At 57.1% G+C, this 24,429-nt stretch carries 21 protein-coding genes and 1 pseudogene; 16 read left to right on the forward strand and 6 right to left on the reverse strand.

Annotation, left to right across the window (positions count from 1 at the left end; all coding sequences use genetic code 11):
• Positions 1-47: 47 nt before the first annotated feature.
• Positions 48-1,481: a PhoH family protein gene (locus ACTG39_RS09820; protein ID WP_439107370.1), complete on the forward strand. Its 1,434-nt coding sequence runs from the start codon at positions 48-50 to the stop codon at positions 1,479-1,481.
• A gap of 66 nt (positions 1,482-1,547) precedes the next feature.
• Positions 1,548-2,372: an archaetidylserine decarboxylase gene (gene asd, locus ACTG39_RS09825; protein WP_439107371.1), complete on the forward strand. Its 825-nt coding sequence runs from the start codon at positions 1,548-1,550 to the stop codon at positions 2,370-2,372.
• A 48-nt stretch (positions 2,373-2,420) separates the two neighbouring features.
• Here asd and rsgA read toward each other — a convergent pair whose 3' ends face one another.
• On the reverse strand, positions 2,421-3,440 hold the full coding sequence (rsgA, locus tag ACTG39_RS09830) for a small ribosomal subunit biogenesis GTPase RsgA (protein WP_439107372.1): 1,020 nt from the start codon (positions 3,438-3,440) through the stop codon (positions 2,421-2,423).
• Positions 3,441-3,517: 77 nt separating this feature from the next.
• On the opposite strand from rsgA, the gene orn reads away from it, so the two are divergent.
• Positions 3,518-4,072, forward strand: a complete 555-nt coding sequence (gene orn, locus ACTG39_RS09835; RefSeq protein ID WP_439107390.1) for an oligoribonuclease — start codon at positions 3,518-3,520, stop codon at positions 4,070-4,072.
• Positions 4,073-4,076: 4 nt separating this feature from the next.
• Here the strand turns inward: orn and queG are convergent, their stop codons facing one another.
• Entirely contained in the window at positions 4,077-5,147 is a 1,071-nt protein-coding gene (gene queG, locus ACTG39_RS09840; RefSeq protein ID WP_439107373.1) for a tRNA epoxyqueuosine(34) reductase QueG, read from the reverse strand.
• 89 nt (positions 5,148-5,236) lie between these two features.
• Between queG and ACTG39_RS09845 the strand changes: the two genes are divergently transcribed.
• The 12 genes from ACTG39_RS09845 (at position 5,237) to ACTG39_RS09900 (ending at position 18,197) form a co-directional block, all read left to right on the forward strand.
• On the forward strand, positions 5,237-6,739 hold the full coding sequence (locus ACTG39_RS09845; RefSeq protein ID WP_439107374.1) for an NAD(P)H-hydrate dehydratase: 1,503 nt from the start codon (positions 5,237-5,239) through the stop codon (positions 6,737-6,739).
• Positions 6,736-7,239 carry a tRNA (adenosine(37)-N6)-threonylcarbamoyltransferase complex ATPase subunit type 1 TsaE gene (tsaE, locus tag ACTG39_RS09850; protein ID WP_439107375.1) on the forward strand — a complete coding sequence of 168 codons (504 nt, stop codon included), beginning with the start codon at positions 6,736-6,738 and terminating at the stop codon, positions 7,237-7,239. Before ACTG39_RS09845 ends, tsaE begins: the two co-directional genes overlap by 4 nt.
• 49 nt (positions 7,240-7,288) lie before the next feature.
• On the forward strand, positions 7,289-8,638 hold the full coding sequence (locus ACTG39_RS09855) for an N-acetylmuramoyl-L-alanine amidase (RefSeq protein ID WP_439107376.1): 1,350 nt from the start codon (positions 7,289-7,291) through the stop codon (positions 8,636-8,638).
• 23 nt (positions 8,639-8,661) lie between these two features.
• Positions 8,662-10,551: a DNA mismatch repair endonuclease MutL gene (gene mutL / locus ACTG39_RS09860; RefSeq protein WP_439107377.1), complete on the forward strand. Its 1,890-nt coding sequence runs from the start codon at positions 8,662-8,664 to the stop codon at positions 10,549-10,551.
• A gap of 1 nt (position 10,552) precedes the next feature.
• Positions 10,553-11,524 (forward strand): tRNA (adenosine(37)-N6)-dimethylallyltransferase MiaA, encoded by a 972-nt coding sequence (gene miaA / locus ACTG39_RS09865; RefSeq protein ID WP_439107378.1) that lies wholly within the window; start codon positions 10,553-10,555, stop codon positions 11,522-11,524.
• A gap of 142 nt (positions 11,525-11,666) precedes the next feature.
• Complete coding sequence (hfq, locus tag ACTG39_RS09870; RefSeq protein ID WP_439107379.1) at positions 11,667-11,915, forward strand: RNA chaperone Hfq; 249 nt, start codon at positions 11,667-11,669, stop codon at positions 11,913-11,915.
• A 98-nt stretch (positions 11,916-12,013) separates the two neighbouring features.
• Positions 12,014-13,276: a ribosome rescue GTPase HflX gene (gene hflX / locus ACTG39_RS09875; protein ID WP_439107380.1), complete on the forward strand. Its 1,263-nt coding sequence runs from the start codon at positions 12,014-12,016 to the stop codon at positions 13,274-13,276.
• Between the two features lie 86 nt (positions 13,277-13,362).
• Positions 13,363-14,505: an FtsH protease activity modulator HflK gene (hflK, locus tag ACTG39_RS09880; protein ID WP_439107381.1), complete on the forward strand. Its 1,143-nt coding sequence runs from the start codon at positions 13,363-13,365 to the stop codon at positions 14,503-14,505.
• A gap of 1 nt (position 14,506) precedes the next feature.
• Positions 14,507-15,382: a protease modulator HflC gene (gene hflC / locus ACTG39_RS09885; protein WP_439107382.1), complete on the forward strand. Its 876-nt coding sequence runs from the start codon at positions 14,507-14,509 to the stop codon at positions 15,380-15,382.
• Positions 15,383-15,499: 117 nt separating this feature from the next.
• Complete coding sequence (locus ACTG39_RS09890; RefSeq protein WP_439107383.1) at positions 15,500-15,694, forward strand: DUF2065 domain-containing protein; 195 nt, start codon at positions 15,500-15,502, stop codon at positions 15,692-15,694.
• Positions 15,695-15,696: 2 nt separating this feature from the next.
• The gene (locus ACTG39_RS09895; RefSeq protein ID WP_439107384.1) at positions 15,697-16,908 is read left to right on the forward strand and encodes an ATP phosphoribosyltransferase regulatory subunit; all 1,212 of its coding nucleotides are present in this window, start codon (positions 15,697-15,699) and stop codon (positions 16,906-16,908) included.
• Complete coding sequence (locus ACTG39_RS09900) at positions 16,905-18,197, forward strand: adenylosuccinate synthase (protein ID WP_439107385.1); 1,293 nt, start codon at positions 16,905-16,907, stop codon at positions 18,195-18,197. The genes ACTG39_RS09895 and ACTG39_RS09900 overlap by 4 nt, the downstream gene beginning before the upstream one ends.
• 122 nt (positions 18,198-18,319) lie before the next feature.
• On the opposite strand, the gene ACTG39_RS09905 is transcribed toward ACTG39_RS09900, so the two are convergent.
• The 4 genes from ACTG39_RS09905 to ACTG39_RS09920 form a co-directional block, all read right to left on the reverse strand.
• Complete coding sequence (locus ACTG39_RS09905) at positions 18,320-19,075, reverse strand: helix-turn-helix domain-containing protein (protein ID WP_439107386.1); 756 nt, start codon at positions 19,073-19,075, stop codon at positions 18,320-18,322.
• 203 nt (positions 19,076-19,278) lie between these two features.
• Complete coding sequence (locus tag ACTG39_RS09910; protein ID WP_439107387.1) at positions 19,279-21,261, reverse strand: M48 family metallopeptidase; 1,983 nt, start codon at positions 21,259-21,261, stop codon at positions 19,279-19,281.
• Between the two features lie 23 nt (positions 21,262-21,284).
• A complete protein-coding gene (locus tag ACTG39_RS09915; protein ID WP_439107388.1) occupies positions 21,285-21,878 on the reverse strand; it encodes a LemA family protein in 594 nt (197 codons plus the stop codon).
• Positions 21,879-21,929: 51 nt separating this feature from the next.
• Entirely contained in the window at positions 21,930-24,047 is a 2,118-nt protein-coding gene (locus tag ACTG39_RS09920; RefSeq protein ID WP_439107389.1) for a molybdopterin-dependent oxidoreductase, read from the reverse strand.
• Between the two features lie 200 nt (positions 24,048-24,247).
• On the opposite strand from ACTG39_RS09920, the pseudogene ACTG39_RS09925 reads away from it, so the two are divergent.
• Positions 24,248-24,429, forward strand: a pseudogene (locus ACTG39_RS09925) (circularly permuted type 2 ATP-grasp protein); the annotation flags it as partial.

Here is a 24,429-nt window from a genome sequence, read left to right on the forward strand (position 1 = left end):
ATCGTCCGATATGGCGTTTTCTGCTTGTCTGCCCCGAGGAATCGCTTATGGAATCTAGCTCCGTTGTGCACGACCTGACCCCGCTCGTCGAACCAGCAAAGAAAGTGTATGTGCTGGATACCAACGTGCTTTTGCATGACCCGACAGCTGTCACGGCGTTCAACGAGCACCACATTGTCATTCCTATGACCGTGTTGGAAGAACTGGACCACATTAAGGATCGCCGCGATAAAACGGTGAGTCGCGAAGCCAGAATCGCGATCAATATGATCGATAAGATAGTCGATGCGGCTTCACCCCAGGCGATTCAGGAAGGCGTTGGTATCCCTTCAGCGGACGAGCAAGGGAGCAGAGGCACCCTGGCGATTTACCCGGACCAGCTGATTAACGATCACAGTGACGTGCCCTATCTGGATGGCACACCTGATCAGGCCAACGACAATCGGATCATCAACGTTGCCCTGAAGCTGCAGGCGGAGAATGAGGGCGCTTTTGTCTGTCTTGTTACCAAAGACATCAATATGCGCATCAAGGCCAAGGGCTCGGGTCTGCTGCACGTAGAGGACTACCGGCGAGATCGTGTGCTCGATGATATTGATTTGCTGTGCAAAGGTTATCGTCACATTGAGGGCGATTTTTGGGCAGGCATTAACGAAGTCGATACGATTCGCGAAGACAACGTAACGCTCCATCGGGTATCCAGGGACGCGGTTGCCGACGCCTATCCCAACATGTTCCTGTATGACGATCAGGACTTTCTCGCCTTTGTGCACCGCATCGATGCCGAGTATTTGTATCTGCGTTGTGACAGTCGCGACAACTTGATGAATCGTCGTTTTTGGGGCCTGTCGCCGCGGAATCTTGAGCAGGCGATGGCAATGTCTCTTATCGGCAACAACGACGTAGATATGACGGTGATGACCGGGCCAGCGGGTTCCGGTAAAACCCTCATCGCTCTTGCTTATGGTTTGCACGCTATCCTTGAAGAGGGACGCTACAGTAAGCTGATCGTGGCGCGTTCAACGCCGCCCATCGCCGAGGATATTGGTTTTCTTCCGGGCACCGAAGAAGAGAAAATGGCGCCGTGGCTTGCTGCATTTGACGATAACCTGGAGATCCTCCACGGCTCTGATGAGTCCTGCACGGGCAGCATTGATTACGTGAAGGAACGCGCCAATATTCAGTTCAAGTCACTTAACTTTATGCGCGGACGCTCATTTAATAACGCGTATATCATTATCGATGAGGCGCAGGGCCTGACCCAGTTTCAGCTCAAGTCAGTTATCAGCCGTGTAGGTGAGGATTCCAAAATTGTCGTGCTTGGCAACCTGGCCCAGATCGATAATAAATACATTTCTCCGCTGACTTCGGGGCTGACCTATCTCGTAGAACGCAGCAAAGGGTATGATCACGCGGGTATCATGCACGTGAATGGCATTGTCCGATCTAGACTTGCCGCGTTTGCCGAGGAGAATCTCTGACCCCCATAGGTCGGCAGCTAAAACAATTTGGATAAATACTAAACCGCAGTGGACACTCTGTTTATCTTGCTTCAGCGCCTGCTGCCCCAGCATGCGCTGTCCCGACTTGTCGGTCGCCTTGCGACCGCCACGGGCCCTCGCTGGCTCAAAGATCGCGTCATCGGGATCTTTGCGAGCCACTATTCTGTTGATCTCAAAGAAGCGGAGCGGCCATTTCCCGAGGCCTACGAGAGCTTTAATGACTTTTTTACCCGGGCTCTAAAGCCCGGAGTCCGGCCACTGTGCACCAGCGGTATTGCCTGTCCCGCAGACGGCGCAATAAGTGAGATTGGTGACATTGATGGCCAGCGCGTTCTGCAGGCCAAGGGTCGCAGTTATTCCCTCGATGCTTTACTGGCGGGCGATCACACGCGCGTCGAGCAGTTTACCGGAGGCAGTTTTGCGACGATCTATCTTTCACCCAAGAACTACCATCGGGTGCATATGCCGCTGGACGGTCAGCTGCAGTCGAGCAGCTACGTCCCCGGCGATCTGTTTTCAGTAAACGGTACCACCGCCGCGGCCATCGATGGGCTGTTTGCTCGAAATGAGCGGCACATCAGCTACTTCGATACCCCCCGCGGGCCCATGGCCATGGTACTGGTGGGGGCGATGATCGTGGCAGGTATCGAGACGGTTTGGAGCGGCCAGGTGGCGCCCCGTCTTCGGCAGGTCGATCGCTGGGATCATGTAACAGCGCCCACGCCGATCCTCCTTGACCGTGGCAGCGAGATGGGCCGTTTTTTGCTCGGCTCAACGGTTATCTTACTGTTTCCCAAAGGCGTCGTTTCCTGGAATGAGGATCTCGTCGCCGGCGCGACCGTGCGTATGGGCGAGCAATTGTCTGCCTAGCACTTATAATGGCTTGAATGGCGCAATTGCCGGGGTGCAGCCGGACGTTCAGCCTTGAAGAGGCTGATCCAGCGAGGCGATGATTCGCCGGTAGCTGTCCAGACGCGCCGGATGAATAGCTCCGGTGTCGATGGCCGCAGTAAGCGCACAGCCCGGCTCGCTCTGGTGTTGGCAGTCGCGAAAACGGCATTGCCCAATGCACTCGCGAAACTCTCGAAAACCCTGTTCGACTTCATCACGACTCATATGCCAAAGGCCGAACTCCCGGATACCCGGGGAGTCGATCAATGATCCGCCACCCGGCACATCAAAAAGGCGAGCCGTCGTCGTGGTGTGTCGACCCTTTTGTTTGTCAGGAGACAGCTCTGACACGCGTTGCTGCGCATCGGGAAGCAGTGCATTCACCAGGGTGGTTTTGCCCACGCCGGATTGCCCTACGAGAATGCTGGTGTGCCCGGCGAGCAGCTTTGTAAGTTCGTCGATGGCGCCGAACTTACCCTGGGCTCTGATCGTGAGATACCCCAGAGGTGCATAGGGCTCCAAAAGAATGTCGATGGACTCCGCTAAGTAGGGGTCGTCCAGCAAGTCTGCTTTATTCAGAAGAATCACGGCTTCTGCACCGAGATTTTCGGTAGCCACAAGATAACGATCTATGAGGCCGCCGTGAGGTTCCGGGTAGGGCGCGATAACAATAATGACGCGATCAATGTTGGCGGCGACGCTGCGAAGCTTTCCAAACTTATCGGGGCGACGCAGTTCTGTACTGCGATCCTCCCGCGCCACGACAACCCCTGTTTCTTCGCCTGCACAGAAGATCACCTGATCTCCGGCAACAATTGAGCCCAAATTCATACGCAAATGACAGCGATGGATCTGGAGGTCAATGGCTTCCACATCAGCCTGGGTGCCGTAGCGGGCGATGACCCGACCGCGCTGCTCGCCGCCAAGCTGCCCTCCCGCCAGGGCTTCATCGCCCAGTGCGCCTGCGCGCTCAGCACGGTCGGCGCGCTCCTGCTGCTTGCGTTCGATACGCCAATTTTGGCGGCGATTGAGTTTACGTTTGCTCACGACTGCATTATTGAGCGCTGCCGGGAGAGTGTCGAGCGCGTGCTAAACTCAATTGCGACAGTGGAAAGGAAAAAATGATGGTCGACGAGCGCAATTTAATCTGGGTGGACCTCGAAATGACCGGTCTCGATCCCGACGCTGATCGCGTGATTGAGATCGCGACGATCGTCACGGATAGCGACTTGAACACCCTCGCAGAAGGGCCAGTGATCGCGATTCATCAGTCGAAGGCGACCCTCGATGCCATGGATGAGTGGAATACCACGCATCATGGCAATTCGGGTCTTTGTGATCGGGTGCGGGCGAGTACCATCGACGAGGCCGAGGCGAGTCGTTTGACCATGGCCTTTTTGGCAGATTGGGTGCCTGCAGGTGCTTCACCCATGTGCGGTAACAGCATTTGTCAGGACCGGCGTTTTATGGCGCGACACCTGCCAGAGTTGGAGCGTTACTTTCACTACCGCAATCTTGACGTCAGCACATTGAAAATTCTCGCTCAGCGCTGGAGACCGGATGTTGCCGCAGGCTTGCAAAAACGCGGAGTGCATCTTGCCCTTGAAGATATCCGCGACTCTATCGATGAGCTTCGCCACTATCAGCAGCACTTTTTAAACTGCGACGCTGGCGCATAAGCCCTCACTCCGCGCCGTGGCGTTGCAGCGCCCAGCGAACATGTTCCTGAACAAGCTCCGAAGGGTGGCTCTCCCGCTGTCGGAGCGCGTCCACAATCGCCAGGCTGTAAGGGGCGTTCCCCAGAGCTATGGCCAGATTACGCAGCCAGCGTTCGTAACCGATGCGCCGCAATGCTGAGCCTTCGGTACGCGCGGCCCAGGTCTCTTCATTCCAGCTAAAGAGCTCCAGTAGTCCCTGATTGTCCAACCCGTGACGCGGTTGAAAATCCTGTTCTGTGGTGGGCTCTGCAAACTTGTTCCAGGGGCACACGAGCTGGCAGTCATCGCAGCCGAAAATACGGTTTCCCATGAGTGGTCGCAGTTCCGGGTCGATACTGCCCTTGTGTTCAATAGTGAGGTAAGAGATGCAGCGCCGGGCATCCAGCTCGAAGGGTCCTACAAAAGCATTGGTAGGGCAGATATCGATACAGGCCTGACAGGTTCCGCAGTGCTTGCTGACCTGCGGTGGATCGACGGGTAATGGGAGGTCGGTATAAATCTCGCCTAGAAAAAACCACGAGCCCGCATCCTGGTTAATGAGCATGGTGTTCTTGGCGATCCAGCCAAGTCCCGCGCGCTCGGCCAGGGCGCGTTCCAGCACCGGTGCGCTGTCGACAAAGGCGCGATACTGACCACGGCCAAGGTGCCCTTCAATGCGTTTTGCCAGGGTCGCCAGACGCTTGCGAACCAGCTTATGGTAGTCCCGGCCGAGAGTGTAGCGAGCGATATAGGCTTTGTTCGGGTCCTCTAGTACGGTCAAGGGGTCAGCGCCATCATTCAGGTAATCCATACGCAAAGAGAGAACACGGCAGGTTCCCGGGACTAGTTCCTCTGGCCGGGAGCGCTTTTTGCCATGGTCGCCCATCCACTGCATCTCTCCCTGGTATCCTGCCGCGAGCCATCGCTCCAGATACTCCTCGTGCTCAGCCAGATTGATATCGCTCACACCGAGCTGCGAGAACCCCAACTCCTGAGCCCAGCCGCGTATCTCCTCCAGAAGGTCTCCGTGATCGGAAGCCAGAAGCTTATCTGTCATCAGTTTGCAGCCCTTTTGCCGCGGTGACCGTATAATTGCGCCATGCTTTTTAATGCCATAGAGACGATTGTGCCAGAGGCCCGCGCAGAATGAGCGCCAGGCGGCCACAGCTACTGTATACCGCAGAGCAAAGTCGCGCCGTTGATCGCCAGGCAATTACTGTTCACGGCCTGCCCGGCCCCCTGTTGATGGCGCGGGCTGCCCGCGCGGCGTTTGATCTGCTGCTCGCCAAACAGTCCGCGTTCGGCGCTCTGCCAAAAATGCTGCAAGTGTTGTGTGGCCCCGGAAATAACGGCGGTGATGGACTCCTTTTGGCCATGCTGGCCAAGGGGCGAGGGATTACTACCAGGGTGTTTCTTGTGGGGGGAGCTCCACGGAGCGAGGATGCCATAGCTGCCGCGCTTCGGGCTGAGAACGCCGGTTTAATTGTCGAAAACTTTGCCCCTGATGTTTTGGTCGATGAGGGAGTCGTCGTTGACGCGATGTTGGGTACCGGTATTTCCGGTGATGTTCGTCCCGGGTACCGCGCTGCCATTGAAGCGCTCAATTCAATGAGTGTTCCCGTACTTGCACTGGATGTGCCCTCGGGTATCGATAGCGACACCGGCGCCGTTTGTGGTGCAGCAGTGCGAGCATTGTGGACCGTAAGCTTTATTACTGCCAAACGGGGTCTCTACACGGGAGCCGGTGCTGAGCATGCCGGGGCACTGTCTTACGATGACCTCGATGTTCCCGAAGCGGCATTTTCTGCTGCGGATAATGCCTACCAAGTGCTGCGGCGCGAAGACGCCTTACGAGCTCTACCTGAACGCGCTCCGGGAGCTCACAAGGGGCACTTTGGGCGCTGCCTGATCGTAGGTGGTGATCACGGTATGGGTGGTGCCATTGTGCTTGCGGCGGAGGCTGCTCTGCGCACCGGCGTGGGGCTCGTTCGCGTCGCCACCCGAGAAGCTCATCTTGCAGCGATTCTGGCGCGTCGTCCCGAAGCCATGGTCAGCGCTGTTGATCACCGCAATGCATTGATGCCGCTGCTCGACTGGGCAGATACAGTGATTATCGGACCCGGTCTGGGTCAGGAAGCCTGGGGAGAGCAAATGCTGCATGCCTGCCTGGAGTCTGCCAAACCACTCTTGCTGGATGCCGATGCGCTTAACCTGCTTGCAACGATGGGGCCGCGCACCTTGCCCGCGGGCTCGGTGATAACGCCCCATCCTGGCGAGGCAGCGCGGCTGTTAGCGGTGGAAGGAATGAGTTCGGGTGACATTCAGCGAGATCGATTCTCCGCCGCCGAGAAGCTTTTCCGGACCTGGGGCGCGACCGTCGTTCTCAAGGGCAACGGGAGTCTCGTTGTCGGTGCACAGCGCAAGGGCCTGTGTGTCGATGGTAATCCCGGCATGGCGTCTGGTGGTATGGGTGATGTGTTGAGCGGCATTTGCGGCGCGCTCCTCGCCCAGGGGTTGTCCGCGGAAGATGCCGCAGCTCTGGCGGTGGTGCTCCACGCTCAGGCCGGTGACAGCGCCGCGGCTAACATCGGCGAGAGGGCGCTGCTTGCAGGAGACCTCGCGCCCTGCCTTGGGTCGCTGCTACAGTGACCGGTATAAAAAAAGACGCCGCAAGGCCGGAGCAAGCGCTGCACGCAGCAGTGGCTACTGAGGCTGACATGGTGAGTCTCGGTGAATCGCTGGCACAGCAGCTGCCCGAGGGGGCGACGCTCTATTTGCACGGTGAGCTCGGCGCGGGAAAAACCACGCTCACGAGGGGTATCGCCCGGGGTCTGGGTCACCGGGGCGCCGTAAAGAGCCCCACCTACACTGTGGTGGAGCCCTATGAGGATCTGGAGAAGCCTCTTTATCATTTTGACCTCTATCGTTTGGGCGACCCGGAAGAGTTGGAGTATCTGGGGATTCGCGATTACTTTGATACCCGAGCGCTGGTGGTGGTTGAATGGCCCGAGCGTGGTGGAGACTTTTTGCCGCGGCCGGATCTGGAGATTAGACTTACGGTCGATGGTTCGGGGCGTGCGCTGCAGATGACGTCGCACAGTCTCAAAGGGAGAGCATGCCTCGCGGCTCTGGAATCCGGAGACATCTGAATGTCGGGTGGTTTGTGCGTATTCGACGATCGAGCAGCAAAGTTGGGAGATGGCCACAATCAGTACTGAGCGCAGAGTGAAATCTCGTCAATGCATTTTTAAAGCGTTGATCCTTCTGCTGTGCGCCACGCCTTCACTCCTTCATGCCAAGGCCATAGAGGTAAAAGACCTGCGCTTATGGCGCGCTCCGGATCACACCCGCCTGGTGCTGGACTTGTCGGGCCCCACGGAGCACCGGCTTTTAGAATTACAAAACCCAAGACGCCTGGTTGTCGATGTTACGGATGCGCTGCTGGTCGCCGAGATCGCAAGCCTTGAGCTGGAGAAAACCCCCATTTCAAGAATTCGCAGCGGCGTTCGGGAAGGCGATGATTTGCGTTTGGTGCTCGATCTCTCCGAAGCCGTGCGACCGCGAAGCTTTGCCCTTAAGGCCTCAGAGGTCGCCGATCATCGTCTGGTTATTGACCTGTACGATCTCGAAACTGAAGTCGCGGCACCAGCGGTTAAAAAGAGCGCTCGCAGCAGTGATCGTAGAGATATTGTCATCGCTATTGATGCGGGGCACGGGGGAGAGGATCCGGGGGCTTCAGGTCCCGGTCGATTGCGCGAGAAGCAGGTAGTGCTTGAGATCGCCAAGGAGCTACACAGTTTGTTCAAAGCGGATCCGGGTTTTGCTCCGACACTGATTCGCAGCGGCGACTATTACGTGAGCCTCAAAGGGCGTCGCGATCTGGCCCGTAAGCGCCAGGCGGATATGTTTGTCTCCATACATGCCGATGCGTTTCGCGATAAACGCGCAAGAGGAGCATCGGTGTACGCGTTGTCTACCCGGGGAGCGACCAGTACCACAGCGAGCTATCTTGCTCAGCGGGAGAACGCAGCGGACTTACTGGGTGGTGTAAGCCTGGGTGACAAGGAAGATGCCCTGGCGATGACCCTCGCCGATTTGTCCATGACCGCGACGCTTGATAGCAGCTTGAACCTGGGGGCCAGTGTGTTGGGCGAGATGAATCAGTTTGCCCGGCTGCACAAAAATCAGGTGGAACAGGCGGGCTTTGCGGTACTCAAGTCACCGGATGTGCCCTCAATACTCGTAGAGACGGGCTTTATTTCTAACCCGGAAGAGGCCAAAAAACTCGCGTCGGCGAGTTATCGTCGGCGCATGGCAAGAGCTATTCACACGGGTATTGTGCAGTGGTTTCGCGGTCACCCGCCGCCCGGCTCATTGCTGGCGCATTTACGTGATGCCGGAGAGCAGGAGTACACCATTGTTGGGGGCGATACACTGTCGGGGATCGCTCAGCGCTTCAACGTTAATGTTAACTTGCTGAGTCAGTACAATAATTTGCGTAACAGCAAGATTCTTGTGGGCCAAACGCTGCGCATCCCCGCCAGCTAGATAGACAGAAGCAGACAGCCAATATGCCTCAGATCAAGCGCCTCCCCGCGCGCCTAGCCAACCAGATCGCTGCCGGCGAAGTGGTCGAGCGTCCGGCCTCCGTGGTGAAGGAATTGCTTGAAAATAGCCTCGACGCCGGAGCTCAGCGAGTAGACATTGATATCGAAGCGGCGGGCACCAAGCTGATCCGCATTCGGGACAATGGCTCTGGCATTGGGCCAGAGGATCTGCCTCTCGCTCTGGATCGTCATGCGACGAGCAAAATAGGCTCTTTGGAAGACCTCGAGCAGGTGGGCAGTTTTGGTTTTCGCGGTGAAGCCTTAGCCAGTATCGGCTCCGTCTCCCATTTACTGGTAACCAGCAACGCGGCGGAAGAAGACAGCGATGGCCAGTCTGCCAGCTGTTCCGGGCGGGATATGGCCGTCACACTGAAGCCCGCGGCACACCCTCAGGGCACGACGGTAGAGGTAAGAGACCTATTTTTTAATACGCCTGCTCGGCGAAAGTTCTTGCGTACCGAGCGCACGGAATTCAATCATCTGGAAGATGTGGTCAAGCGCATAGCGCTGGCGCGTTTTGATGTGAGCTTTGGCTTGCGGCACAACGGAAGACAATTGCGCGACCTCCGTCGCTGCGATTCAGAGGCGGATCAGTTGCGCAGGGTGGCGACACTCTGTGGTCCAGGGTTTGTGGAAAACGCTGTTGCCATAGATCGCGATGCGGGAGAACTGCGCCTGCACGGGTGGGTGGCACAGCCCAGCTTTTCTCGCAGCCAGGCGGATCTTCAACACTTTTATGTTAACGGCCGCTATATTCGCGATAAGTTGGTGGTTCACGCGGTGCGCCAGGCGTTCAGCGACGTGCTATATCAAGGTCGCCACCCGGCCTTTGTTTTGTATCTGGAGTTGGATCCCGCCGAGGTGGATGTGAACGTGCATCCCACCAAGCATGAAGTGCGCTTTCGGGATGGCCGCAGTGTCCACAGTTTTATTTACAGCACCTTGCACAAAGCGCTTGCGGATATCCGTCCCAGTGATGCATCTGTGCCGACACAAGGGACTAGCTCGCCAGTTTCGGCATCCGCCGGACGTCTGGACTTGCTCACCGGTGAACTCGTCCGCCAGCAGGAGATGGGGCTGGCTGAATCGTCTGCGGGAGATGGACTCAATAGCGCCCCGACGGTGTTTCCAAACCACGGCAGTCGCGGTGACTTTCAGCGCGCCAGCAGCGGCTCCGCCAATTTCGGTGGGGCTACTGCTGCGAGCTATCAGCAGCTATATGGCAACCATGATTCCCAAGACAGCGTTGCTGAAGGTGATACAGCCGAGGTTCCGCCGCTGGGCTACGCCCTGGCGCAGCTTCATGGCATCTACATCCTTGCTCAGAATCGTGAGGGCATGGTGCTGGTGGATACCCATGCAGCCCACGAGCGCATTACCTACGAGCGTCTCAAGCAAGCCAGGGATGAGCAGGGGATTCGCAGTCAGCCGCTGCTGGTTCCCCAGAGCGTGTCGGTGAGTAGTCGCGAAGCCATTTTGGTAGAGGAGCACGCCACTCTGTTTGAGAGTCTTGGTCTGCGCGTCGATGTCGCTGGCGATGAAAGTCTGCTGATTCGCGAAATTCCGGTATCACTGCAGGGCGCGGACGTGGAGCAGCTGTTGCGGGACGTGTTGGCGGAGCTTCTTGAGTATGGAACTTCCGAGCGTATTGCCCGGCACGAAGACGAACTGCTGTCGACCATGGCCTGCCATGGCTCGGTGCGTGCCAATCGTCGATTGACGGTGCCCGAAATGAATGCCCTGCTTCGGGATATGGAGATCACGGAACGCTCGGGGCAGTGCAACCATGGTCGCCCCACCTGGACGGCGCTGAGCGTGCAGGACCTGGATCGCCTGTTTCTGCGCGGACGCTAACATGAGCGCACCGTTGCTGTGCATCATGGGGCCCACGGCCTCGGGAAAAACCGACCTTGCGATTGCGCTGGCAGAGGCTCTGAATGGCGAATTGATCAGCGTGGACTCTGCGCTGGTGTATCGCGATCTGGATATAGGTAGCGCCAAACCCGCCTATCCCCACCACTTGGTCGATATCTGCGATCCGGGCGAGGCCTACTCGGCAGCTCGCTTTGCCGTTGATGCGCAGAAAGCGATAGACGATGTTCGTGGTCGGGGGCGTCGCCCCATATTGGTGGGCGGCACAATGCTCTACTACAGCGCTTTATTGCGGGGTTTTGCCGCAATGCCTGGTGCGGATTCGGCGGTGCGGGACGCCATAGCCAGCCTCGCCGCCCGTGACGGTTGGCCGGCCGTGCATCAAGAGCTGGCCAAGGTGGATCCGGAGTCCGCTGCGCGTATTCACCCCAACCATTCCCAGCGTTTGTCCCGGGCTCTCGAGGTTTACCGACTCACCGGTAGGACCATGACCGCGCTTCACGCGCAACAGTCTGACTCCTTGCTGGATGTGGATGACGTGTTGGCCGTCGCAATAGCGCCCGAGGATCGACAGGTGCTTCATCGGCGCATAGAGCTGCGCTTTGAGAAAATGATGGAAGCGGGTTTTCTCGACGAGGTTCAACGGTTGCGGGAACGCGGAGACTTGCGCACTGATTTACCAGCGATACGCGCCGTGGGCTATCGACAGCTCTGGGCCCATCTGGACGGTGAGTGCTCTTTGGAGGAGGCCCGGGAGCTTGGCGTGATTGCGACGCGCCAACTCGCCAAGCGGCAGTTTACCTGGTTGCGAAAGTGGCCCGACCTAAAATGGATCAATACGGATGAAGCTGGCGCGGTGACTAGCAGTGATTTGGCCTCAAATGACCCTTTTCTCGCTAAAATCAAAGATCCTGCAAATCTGCTCTTGAACTACCTAACGTACAACTCCATGTAGTAAGCTGCGCAGGCGGCGTTTCGGCGCCTAGCCCAATCTATGGACTAGCGTCTGCTGCAAACACGGTGTAACACCGTACTTTGGTTTTTTTTGGCTCGGTTTGAGCCCCAAACAGCCTTCGTGGCTAAAGGAGTATAGCGTCATGTCTAAAGGGCATACCCTACAAGACCCTTATCTGAACCTCTTGCGAAAAGAGCACGTTCCGGTATCTATTTATTTGGTCAATGGCATCAAGCTACAGGGCCAGATCGAATCTTTTGATCAATTTGTCGTGCTGCTTAAAAACACCGTCAGTCAGATGGTGTACAAGCATGCTATCTCTACCGTGGTTCCTGGGCGTGTCGTTCGCATGCCTATGCAGAACCCACCAGAGGACGATAGTGAGAGCTAAGCCCTCGGCGCAATGCAACATCCTATCTCGTCGATCTTTAATCGTCGAAAGCGACACTCCAAAGCTTGACGAGATAGCACCGAAAAACTGGAATACCCTTGTTTTTTGATCGGCCGGACAGCGGCGAACGCGCCGTGCTTGTCAATATCAGTCTGGACAATGACGGTGGCGGCATAGACCCTCGGGAGTTCGAGGCCCTGGTGATTTCTGCGGGGGGAGATCCTGTGGCTTATGTTACGGGCCACAGAACTACGCCCAAGGCGCGGAGCTTTGTGGGTAGCGGAAAGCTGGAGGAAATCGCCGAGCTTGTGCAGGCGGAAGATGCCTCCCTTGTGATTTTTAATCACAGCCTCAGTCCCAGCCAGGAGCGCAATCTCGAGGCGTCGCTGCGCGCTCGTGTTCTGGATCGCACGGGGCTGATTCTGGATATTTTTGCGCAGCGGGCGCGGACCCACGAGGGTAAGTTGCAGGTGGAGCTGGCCCAGCTGCGCCACATGAGTACCCGTCTGATACGGGGGTGGACACACCTTGAGCGCCAAAAGGGCGGAATTGGTATGCGCGGTCCCGGAGAAACCCAGTTGGAGACGGACCGCCGCTTACTCCGGGCAAGGATTAAGTCCATTAGCGCTCGTCTTGATCGTGTGAGGCGGCAGCGAGGACAGGGGCGCAGGGCCCGTCAACGTGCGGAACTGGCTACCGTCGCGCTTGTCGGATATACCAATGCGGGAAAGTCCACCTTGTTTAACGCTCTGACTAACGCAAAGGTCTATGCCGCTGACCAGCTCTTTGCGACCCTTGACCCGACGCTCCGTCGTTTGGAAGTGGATAACCTGGGGCCGGTGGTCATTGCGGATACTGTGGGTTTTATTGCTCGATTGCCTCATGGTTTGGTAGAGGCTTTCAAAGCAACTCTGGAGGAGACTCGAGAGGCGGATCTGCTCTTACACGTTGTCGACGCCGCCAGTGAGGACCGTGATGACAACCGTCAGGAGGTTCAGGCGGTGTTGGAAGAGATTGGCGCGGACGAGCGACCGGTGCTGGAGATCTACAACAAAATCGATCTGCTGGAGATGCAGCCACGCATTGATCGCGATGATGAGGGTGTCCCTTATCGTGTGTGGGTCAGTGCAGAGAAAGGACTCGGCCTGGACCTGGTGCTTGACGCCCTGGCCGAGCGCTTGGGTGAAGATGTGCTGGCGCAGGATGTTGAACTGCGTCCGGATCAGGCAAAACTTCGCGCCGCGCTGTATGCGTTGGGCGCGGTAGAGAACGAAGAGTTTGGTGACGATGGCAGTGCGCACTTGCAAGTGCGGCTGCCGCGTTCGGACTGGGAACGCTTGATTTCCCGGGAAGGCGCCTAAATGCGGCAGCAAGTTTCAGGGTTAGCCACATGGTTAACGCAAGACTTTGCTAGAATGCCGCGCTTGCTGTTTTGAGGAGATAAAGCATGGCCTGGAATGAACCGGGTGGCGGTAACAATTCACGCGACCCCTGGGGCGGTGGCAATCAGGGTCCCCCGGACCTTGATGAAGCACTGAAGAAACTGCAGCAGCGCTTTGGAGGCCTCTTTGGGGGCTCCAAAGGTGGCGGCGGAGGCGGTGCATCGTCCTCCCTGTTTATTGTGTTGATCATCGGGGCTGCAGTGGTCTGGGGGCTCATGGGTCTTTACCAGATCGATGAGCAGGAGCGAGCCGTCGTGCTGCGCTTCGGCAAATACAATTCCACGGTACAACCGGGATTGCACTGGAATCCTCCGGGCATCGACGAAGTGATTCGGGTTAACACTACCAAGGTTCGCGCAGCGAGCTTTCGGGAAATCATGTTGACGCAGGATGAGAACATCGTCGAAGTGAGAATGTCGGTGCAGTACGTCATTGATGACGTTAAGAACTACGTGCTGCAGGTCCGTGAGCCAGAGAACTCGCTGCAGCAGGCTGCCAAGAGCGCCCTTCGCCATGTAGTGGGTGGTATGACCATGGATCTGGTGCTCACCGAAGGCCGAACAAGAATCGCCACGGAAGTCGATGAGCGGCTGCAGAATTATCTGAACAGTTACACCACAGGTATTCTGCTGTCTGCGGTTAACGTTGATGATTCGAAGCCACCCTCACAGGTCCAGGCCGCGTTTGACGACGTGATCAAGGCCCGTGAGGACGAGGAACGCGTGAAGAACGAAGCGCAATCCTATGCCAACGGCATTGTGCCCGAGGCCCGAGGTCAGGCGCAGCGGCAAATCGAAGAGGCCAGCGCCTATCGGGAGCAGGTTATTGCAAACGCGGAAGGTGAAGCGGATCGCTTCAACAATCTCCTTGAGGAGTATCGCAAAGCACCCGAGGTGACCCGCGAGCGTCTCTATCTGGATGCCGTACAAAACGTACTCACCAATACCAGTAAGATCATGGTGGACGTCGAGGGCGGTAACAACGTGATGTATCTGCCGTTGGATAAGCTGGGATCGGGTACCACGACCACGCGTCGCAGTGCGCCATTGGATATCAACACAAGCAATATTCGTGAGCTGACAGATGCGGTAACGGAGCAGTTGCGCCGGGATGCTGCGGCTCAGCAAGCGCGAAGAGGAGGGCGTTGATATGACAGGACGTTCATTAACGCTGGTGATACTGGCAACGCTTGTGATGTTTGTCGCAAGTAATTCGCTCTACGTGATCAAGGAAACCGAGCGAGGAGTGCTCCTCAAGTTTGGTGAGGTTGTTAACCCCAATCTCCAACCGGGATTGCACGTAAAAGTGCCCTTTGTGAACAACGTGCGTAAGTTCGACGGTCGAATCGTTACCTTGGACTCTCAGCCTGAGCGATTTTTTACTCAGGAGCAGAAGGCGCTGATTATCGATTCCTACGCTAAGTATCGAATCGCGGATACCGCAACCTTCTATACGGCGACCAACGGAGAGGAGTCTCGCGCAGCGGGATTGCTGGCCCAACGGGTTAACAACCGTCTGCGTAACCAGGTGGCGATCCGTACCATTCAGGAAGTGGTGTCCGGTGAGCGCGATCAGCTCATGGAAACCATCACTCGAGAATTGGACGTGGTCGCACGCGAGGAGCTGGGCATTGAGATCGTAGATGTGCGGGTTAAGCAGATTGACCTGCCTCCGGAAGTCTCAGAGTCGGTCTATCGACGTATGAACGCGGAGCGAGAGAAAGAAGCCAGAGAGCGTCGCTCTCAGGGTCAGGAACTCGCCGAGGGTATTCGTGCTGCAGCAGACCGTGAGGTTACTGTGATCAGCGCCAACGCTTATCGTGAAGCGCAGCAGATTCGCGGTCGCGGTGATGCCGACGCCACACGGACTTACGCCGAGGCCTTTGGTCAGGATCCCGAGTTCTATTCCTTCACGCGTAGTCTGCGTGCCTATCAGGATTCCTTTCAGAGCAGCGGTGACATCATGCTCGTGCGTCCCGATAGTGAGTTCTTCCGCTATCTGAAGGACTCTAGCGGAGGGAAGTAAAGACCCTAAATAAAGCATCGGCTGCTGCGGCAGCCCTGTGCTAAAATCCGACAACCGTGGAGGATGGTGCGCTAATAGAGCGCGTCCAAATCCACGGTTTTTTCTTGGGGGAGTGTTTTGCAGGAATTTTGGCAGGTATTTCCCGTTGCAGTAGCGCTCGTCTTTGTTATGGAGGGGCTGCTGCCCTTCATCAGTCCGGGACGCTGGCGTTCCATGATTGCGACCGTCGCACAGCTCGATGATGCGGCTATTCGACGGTTTGGATTGGGTAGCATGCTGTTTGGCGTCGTGATGTTGTATCTGGTGCATTAATAGTGGAAAAGCAAAGCCCCGCGCGGGCCTGGCAGCTGCCCGATGGTATTGACGAGCTGCTGCCGGATGCCGCAGCGCAAGTTGAAAATCTTCGAAGAAGCTTATTGGACTGTGCGTCCCGTTGGGGCTATCGCCTGGTGATGCCGCCGATGGTGGAGTTCACTGATTCCCTGCTCGTGGGCGTTGGCGAAGACCTCGATCTCTTGACCTTTAAGGTACCCGATCAGTTGACCGGCCGAATGTTGGGGCTGCGTGCTGATATAACGCCTCAGGTTGCTCGTATGGATGCCCACAGTCTCCACGGTGAGCAGGTAAATAGACTCTGCTACGCCGGTTCGACACTGCATACTCGTTCTGAATCCCTGGCAGCTTCCCGCTCGCCCCTACAACTGGGCGCAGAGCTCTATGGTGCTGCGGGCCTCTCGGGGGACATTGAGGTTATTGCCTTGATGCTGAGTATGATCGATGTAGCGGGCGTTGAAGTCGGTCAGGCTTTGACCCTGGATTTGGGCCACGGGGATGTTTTTAAGCATGTTCTGGCTGCCAGCGGAGCCGCCGAAGCCGGTATTGAGTCGGCTATTTTTGATGCTCTGCAGCGTAAATCCCGGCCAGACCTCGAGCGATTACTGGAGCAACTGCCAGCGGACTCGAGTGCAGGGCTGCGTGCGCTGATGGACATGCATGGCGATCTGAGTGTTTTGGATCGCGCAGAGGAAGAGTTAGCTGAGGCTGCGCCAAAGATTCGCGAGTCTCTGCGGGAGCTGCGCGACCTGTCCTCGGCACTGCAGGCTCGCTACCCCGATGTGTCCTTGTATATTGATCTGGCCGAGTTGCGCGGTTATCGCTATCACACAGGCGTCGTATTTGCGGTGTACACGCAGGGTCTGGGTGAGGCGCTGGCTCGGGGTGGCCGCTATGACAATGTAGGAGAAGTCTACGGCCGAGCTCGCCCTGCGACAGGTTTTGCGACGGACTTAAGACTACTGGCGGCGCAGCTAAGGCACCGAGAGATCCCAAAGAATGCAATCGCTGCTCCCGATCTGGAAGATGCATCGCTGCAGAAAGCTGTGCGCAAACTTCGTAGCGCAGGCGAAACGGTCATCGTCATGCTTGATGGTGAAACAGATTCGCGCTGCGCGCGGGAAATGGTAAAAATTGATGGTCAGTGGCAGCCCCAATCACGGCGTGCGTCACTTGATGGAGAGGGTAAATGAGCCGGAATGTGGTAGTGCTGGGCACCCAGTGGGGCGATGAGGGCAAGGGCAAGATCGTAGACCTTCTAACTGATCGCGCCGAAGCAGTGGTGCGTTTTCAGGGTGGTCACAACGCGGGTCATACCTTGGTGTGCGATGGCGAGAAAACGGTATTACACCTGATACCGTCGGGCATTCTGCGAGCCAATGTCATCTGTTGCATCGGCAACGGTGTTGTATTGGCGCCCGACGCTCTGCTCAAGGAAATCATCGAACTGGAAGAGCGGGATGTGCCAGTACGAGAGCGCCTGCGGATATCGCCTGCGTGTCCGTTGATTCTTCCCTACCACGTGGCTCTGGATAACGCCCGGGAAGTGCGTCGGGGTGCAGATAAGATAGGCACGACCGGACGGGGTATTGGCCCCGCTTACGAAGACAAGGCTGCGCGACGAGGCTTGCGCCTGGGGGATCTTCAGGACCCCAAGCGTTTTGAACGCAAGCTTCGGGACGTCATGGAGTATCACAACTTCCAGCTCGAAAATTACTACAAAGTCGATCGGGTGGATGTGGAAGAGGTCCTGCAATCCAGCCTGGCCCTTGGGGAGCAGCTACTGCCCATGATGACTGACGTAACAGCGATGTTGCATCAGTTGCGGGGAGATTCGCGGAGCATATTATTCGAAGGTGCGCAGGGCTCCCTTCTCGATATCGACCACGGCACCTACCCGTTTGTTACCAGTTCAAACACTACGGCGGGAGGCACAGCCACGGGTTCGGGCTTTGGTCCTCTCTATCTTGATTATGTGTTGGGTATTACTAAGGCCTACACCACGAGAGTGGGCTCGGGGCCCTTTCCCACTGAGTTGTTTGACGCGACGGGGGAGCATCTTGCGAGCCGTGGTCATGAGTTTGGCGCGACCACGGGGCGCGCTCGGCGCTGTGGTTGGTTTGACGCTGTGGCGCTGCGAAACGCCGTCAATATCAACTCCGTGAGTGGTATCTGTCTGACCAAGCTGGATGTTCTGGATGGCCTGGAGTCTATTCAAATCTGCATTGGTTATAGCAATGCAGCGGGGGAGTCAGTGCCCAACCCGATGGATTCCGACGATTATGAAGGTCTCGTACCGGTCTACGAGACCGTGCCCGGCTGGAGTGAATCCACCGTGGGCGCAAAGAGCCTCGATGAGCTGCCCAAGGCGGCACGCGACTACATCTCCATGATCGAGACGGTGGTCGGTGCGCCTATCGACATTATTTCTACAGGGCCTGACCGTATGGAGACCATCATTCTTCACGACCCCTTCAGCTAGGACCCAGCTCTACGGGTCCCGGACCAGCGGTTTCGAAAGCCGGGTGGCCATTGTCAGATAGCCAAAGCCCGTTAGCGATCGTCGTACATAAGAAAATTCTCGGCCCGTGGCTGAGAGGAGACCTAGTGATAGCGCTGTCTATAGTCGCTATAGCTGAGTCCGGTCCATCGCCTAAAGGCCCGGTAAAAGCTGTTGACTTCGAGATAGCCCAATTCATCCGCCAGACACTTGCCGGGTAACCAGCGTTCCCGCAGTCGCGACTCACAGCGATATTGCCGCGCCCGATCCAGCAAAAACTGATAGCTGGTGTGATCGTTGCGGAGACGCCGACGCAGGGTTGTGCAACTGATTCCCAAGGTCTCGGCGACGCTCTCGGCACGGACTCTGGATAGATCATCGTCCAGCAATATCCTCAGCACGCGGTCAGTGGTTCTCGATAGCGGGAGGTATTTGGTCTTGTTCTCGCTTTTTGTCGGCCCACCACAGGGCTGACGACGTTGACTATCCTGACGTTGGGTCCTCTGGTCCAGATCTTCATCAGCGCCCGGGCAGTGCTCTGTGGGTAAGCTGTGAGGCTGATAGCGGGCGAAGGAGTCCCACTTACTTGTCGCGACGGTTGACGCCGGGATCATGTGATCGAGGATGCCGGTTCTGGGTTTCTCTGGGGGATGCTCCAGAGGAATTGCATGGGGCTCTACGGTGAGTTGCTTGCAGGTCTCGTCTCGCCGACGCAGGGCGTGTGGCATCGACTGTGAGCACTTGGGTGGCGGTGTTCGTACGTTTTCTCGAGAAACAACCGGAGAGCTGTTCCGGTCGGGCTGCCAGGCCAGGTGTTTGTGCCGTGGGGACGGTTGGGGGTTTTGATCAAAGTGAATCATCGATGCCTCCTTGCTCGATTGACTGTCTCCAGAGCCTCCCTTTGGTTCAAGGGAGATCTGCGGACTCGATATCATCCGTGATGTCGAGGTGTGCAAAGCACCTGATTAGCTTAGCAGAGCGCTGGTAAATGAAAAGCAGCTAGCACGGCGGTCGGTCGCAATTGATCAAATCGTGAGGGGCGCAGGAAAACGTCCGGGGCGCTCTATTCCAGAGAGAGCTCCGGTGGAAGGGGGCAATCCATGACAGCGGCAACGGCAATCACCAGCTCCCGCTCCACGGGGCAGACCAGGCCGTCATCGGCCGCTGCAAGAGCCATAGCCTTGAGAATTCTTGGCTTAAGCAGCGGATAGCAGTCTGCCAGGGTGTGCACGCTGCGGCTGAACTCGGCTACGCTGCACTCACTCAGAGGTAGCAGACCAAGGCCTGTTAGCCCCAGATTTTCACATGCCAAAACAAAGGCACGTTCGCTGTCTCCCGAGCCTTGATGGGCCAGTATCGATAAAACCTGACGGAGCGGCGCTCGCACTTTGGCGATATGTTTGTAACGAGGTCGGCTGTTTTCCACTCGCAGGTATTCCGGATCGAGGTAGTGCCTCAACAGCTGGAACAAACACCACTCAAAGAGATCAATCTGACCATCGCTCTGAATAACCGACAGCAAGGTGGACTTGAACTGTCGATACTGCGGTGTAGACATGTTTTTCAAGGCGGGCATGGCTGCTGCTATTAAAGGAAATCGCTTTCCCGGCTTGAGCTCACGAATCTGCGGCAGGAGCTCCGATACAAGCTCTTCCTGACCTTGGACGCCTTTTTGGCGCAACACTGTGAGCGCTCCTTCGAGCTGATCAGCACTTCGCCGCGCGGTGACCATTGCTAGCGCCGTCGCCGTCGCTCCCAGAGGTTCCAACACGGCGTTGTGCAGAGCGTCGGGAATGTATCCCGTTATCTCGCTGTGAGACTGTTCCTCGCTAGCGTTCTCAGGGTCGCCGGTGGAGCTCGCAAACTGCCCATCTTCGGTGAGTAACTTATCCTCGCCGTGAGAATCCTCGGGAAGCACTGCGCTGGCCATTGCGGCGGCAACCAGAGCGGCTCTGCCCACGCCCGCCTGAACGTCGTTCTCGGAGAGCGGCTCTGTGGCGTAGCGCCGTTCCGAGCGCTCAATAAACTGGCCATTCCAGTTCTTATCCAGACGACGTATGCGCATATCCAGAGGAGGGTGTGTTGCAAAGCCACTCCAGAGGCGGTGACGGACCTCGCCAAAGAAAATGTGCGACATCTCCGGGGCCCGGGCACTGTGGACGAGAGAGCCGGGAATGAAGCCGCCAATAACTTTGAGCGCATTAGCAATGCCGCTGGTATCGCGGGTGAACTGTACAGCGCTGGCGTCGGCCAAATACTCTTTTTGTCGGCTAATGGCGGCTTTGATGAAGCCCGCGGCGAGAGATCCCAGCCAGCCGATGATCATCAGGCCCAAACCCAGAACCGGCAGTGCTGCGCTGCTTTCGCTGCGGCGATTGCTACGACCAACGCCATAAGCACCCATGCGCAGCAAGAAGTGGCCGACATCACCGATAAAGGTGATGCCTTTGAGCAGGGAAGCGAGGCGTATGCCCAAGCGCATATCGCCGTTGAGAATATGACTGAATTCGTGGGCCACAACGCCCTGAAGCTCGTCTCGACTGAGTTGAAGGGCAGCGCCGCGGGTAACAGCCACCACGGCATCGGTGGGGTTCACGCCTGCGGCGAAGGCGTTGATACCCCGCTCTTCCGGGAGCACGTAAAGCGCGGGCACGGGCATATTGGCAGCGAGCGAGAGTTCTTCGACAATGTTCAGGCAGCGTTTTTCGTAGGGGTCTGAGCTTTGACGCATTACGCGACGACCGCCCATGCTCTCGGCGACAGCTTTACCGCCGGAGGCGAGCTGAAGCCAGCGAACAAGGGATACAAAGCCTACGGTGGAGACGACCGCAAGGCCAATGGTAGCAAAGCGTTCCCAGGAAAAAAGCGCCAGATAGCCTTCCCAGCCGCTGCCACCCACATAGATGTTGTAGTCGCGGCCCACCCACAGAAACGCGGTGACGAGCGCATTGACCATCAGCACCAGTAGCGTAAGCGCGACGGTAAATAGCACGAGGAGGTAGCGCGTGTTACGCCTGGCGCGATCCTGCTGGGTGAAAAAGTCCACAGCTGCGGAGCATTAGCCTCGTATCAGAAACTCACTTTTGGCGCTGCCTGGATCTGTGCAGAGTCATCAAATTCAAGAAGCTCGGCGTCAGCGGGGTGGCCAAAGGTAGCTGCAAGGACTACCGCAGGGAAACTCTGGCGGTAGGTGTTAAAGGCCATGATGGCATCGTTAAAGCCCTGGCGGGCAAAAGCTACGCGATTTTCGGTGCTCGTGAGTTCCTCGGAGAGCTGCTGCATATTCTCGCTGGCTTTCAGATCCGGGTAGGCTTCCATGGTGATATTAAGCTTACCCAGAGCGCCTTGGAGATTATTTTCCGCCCCCGCCAAACTGGCCATGGAAGCCCCTCCGCCGCCTTCGCCCAGCGCTTTGAGCACCGCCGCGGCTTCATTTCGTGCGGTGACCACCGCGTCCAGAGTCTCGCGCTCGTGCGTCATGTAAGCGCGGGCAGTCTCCACCAGGTTAGGTATCAGGTCATAGCGACGCTTTAGCTGTACCTCAATCTGTGCAAAGGCATTTTCGTGGCGGTTCTTGAGACTCACCAGCCTGTTGTAGATGTTGATGACGTAGATCACCAGGCCGAGTAGCACCAGCCAGAACACGATTGACGACACTTCCATGAGACAACTCCTTACATAGCCAAGAGAGGGTAGGCGACTCTGAGAGTCACATTATGCGATGGCACTAAGCTCTACGGGAACGCCGTTGACGGCAGCATTACCTGAGAGTTCGTCAAGATAGCCTGCATCTGTAACGTCGTTACACGATACGCCAGCATGAGCCCTGGCGGTATCCATGCGTATGCCCTGACGATTGTGTCCAAAGCCATGGGGAAGGCTGACGACCCCCGGCATGACCTCGTCCGATGCCAGCAAGGTTACCGTGACTTCACCGCTGCGCGAGCGCAGGAGAGCCTGGTCACCATCGCTGAGCGCATGGGCACTTAAATCCTGTGGGTGCACCATGAGCTGATCGCGAGGCTTACCTTTTACCAGGCGATGATAGTTATGCATCCAGGAGTTGTTTGAACGGACGTGGCGTCGACCGATAAGGAGCAGACCCTCTGCCGGATCCTCACCGAAGGTAGACCTCAGACGTTCAAGGTCAGCAAGGGCCTGGGGGGTTGCACAATGAATCTTTTTGTCCGCCGTCATGAGTCGCTCGGGGAGCATCGGCTTTAATTCACCAAGATCGATGCCCGAGGGCTTGTCCCGCAGCTTGTCCAGGCTCAGATCATAGTCACTGCCTTTTCCGTAGGGACCAAACTGTAAGCCCACATCGATCATTTCATGGGGTGCTACCGGCTCTTTGGGCTCTTCGCCAAGGGCGCTCGCGACACGCTCGCCCAGTGCCGTAAAGATCTCCCAGTCATGCAGCTTGTCTGCAGTGGGTTCGAAGACGGGCGGGTTGTAGCGCGTCGTGTTGCGCAGGGCGTTGATATGAAAAGCAATGTCGTAGTGATCGTGCTCTAGGGGCGATGTGGGTGGCAGAATGATATTCGCATGCCGAGTGGTTTCGTTGATGTAGGGGTCCAGGGAGACCATAAAGTCCAGCTGCGTCAGGGCTTCGTCCAGCGCCCGTCCGTTGGGTGTGGAGAGCACCGGATTGCCTGCACCTGTGAACATCACGCGAATCTGGCCCTCGCCGGGCGTGGTGATCTCTTCGGCCATCGCCGCAGCGGGAAGCTCCCGATCGAATTCCGGAAGGTCGCGCACGCGGCTTCGATGGCGATCAAAGCCACCGGGACCGGTGCGAGGCACCTGATCAACGGCGGGTAGTGTGAACATACTGCCGCCGGCTTTATCCAGATTGCCCGTTGCGATGTTGATGATCTGAATCAGCCACTGGCATAAGCCACCAAAGACCTGGGTTGATACGCCCATACGGCCGTAGCAGATAGCGGCATCGGCGGCGGCAAACTCTCGGGCGATACGCCGGATACTTGCAGCGTCAATACCGCAGTGTTTTTCGGCGTGTTCCGGGCTAAATCCCGACACCGCGCTGGCCACTTCTTCCAGGCCAGTGGTGAAGTCCGCAAGCTGTCCTGGATTCGTGAGTCCTTCTTCAAAAAGCGTGTTAAGCACTGCTGCGAGAAAAAGCGCATCGCTGCCGGGAACAATGGGAAGATGCTCGCTTGCCAGCTCCGCGGTCTCTGTACGCCGGGGGTCAACCACCAGAAGCTTACCGCCTCTCGCCTTAAGATCTTTGATGCGTTTCTTCACGTCCGGCACGGTCCAGATACTGCCATTACTGGCCAGGGGGTTAGCGCCGAGCATCAGGAAGTAATCACTGCGATCTATATCGGGAATGGGGAACAGAGACTTGTGGCCAAAGAGCCATAAAGATGTGAGGTGATGAGGTAGCTGGTCTACAGAAGTGGCAGAAAATCGGTTCTTGGACCGAAGCCATCGGAATAGATAGTTTTGGTGCGTCAGCATGCCGTAGTTGTGAACCGAAGGATTGCCGAGGTACACACCAATAGAGTCGACGCCGTGTTCTCGATAGCTACGCATGAGGGCCTCGGCGGTGCTGTCGAGTGCTTCCTCCCAGCTGATTTCTTCCCACTGATCTTTTCCGTCTTCGCCGGTGACTCGGCGCACCGGGTAACGCAGGCGGTCGGGGTCTTCGTGGATGTCTTTCAGAGCTACGGCTTTTGGACAAATATGCCCGCGGCTGAGCGGGTCATCCGGATCGCCTTTAATGGAGAGTATCTCCTGGCCCTGGGTTTCGATCTTCAGGCCACAGATGGCTTCACAGAGATGGCAGGCGCGATAGTGAGTTTGAATCATGATGCGGGTCCGATATTGATTATTTGGTGGCTGCATTCTTAGGAGCGGAATTCTTCAGCAGTTTGTCCTGCCCGTCTACCCCAAGACTCTCACTGCCCGCGGGACTTGCGTATCCGCAGGCTACAGCTTGCTACACTGTAGCACTGCGGTAGACGGGAATCCCTAGCGGTTCTCTCTGCCTGCGTAACGATGGAGGTCTCATGGACAAGAACTGGAACCGCTACAGCGCAGCGGGTTACTACGACGAGTTGATTACGCCCAAGGGTACGCCTCGGCAGGTAGCCAGGCCGGCGGTCAAACTGTTGAAAGAGCTCGCAGCAGATGATTTATCCGCGCGCCGAACCGCAGCTGAAGTCGCGATCCGTGAGATGGGTATCTCCTT

The sequence above is a fragment of the Congregibacter sp. genome, from assembly GCF_965662665.1.
In the GTDB taxonomy this organism is placed as follows: Bacteria; Pseudomonadota; Gammaproteobacteria; order Pseudomonadales; family Halieaceae; genus Congregibacter.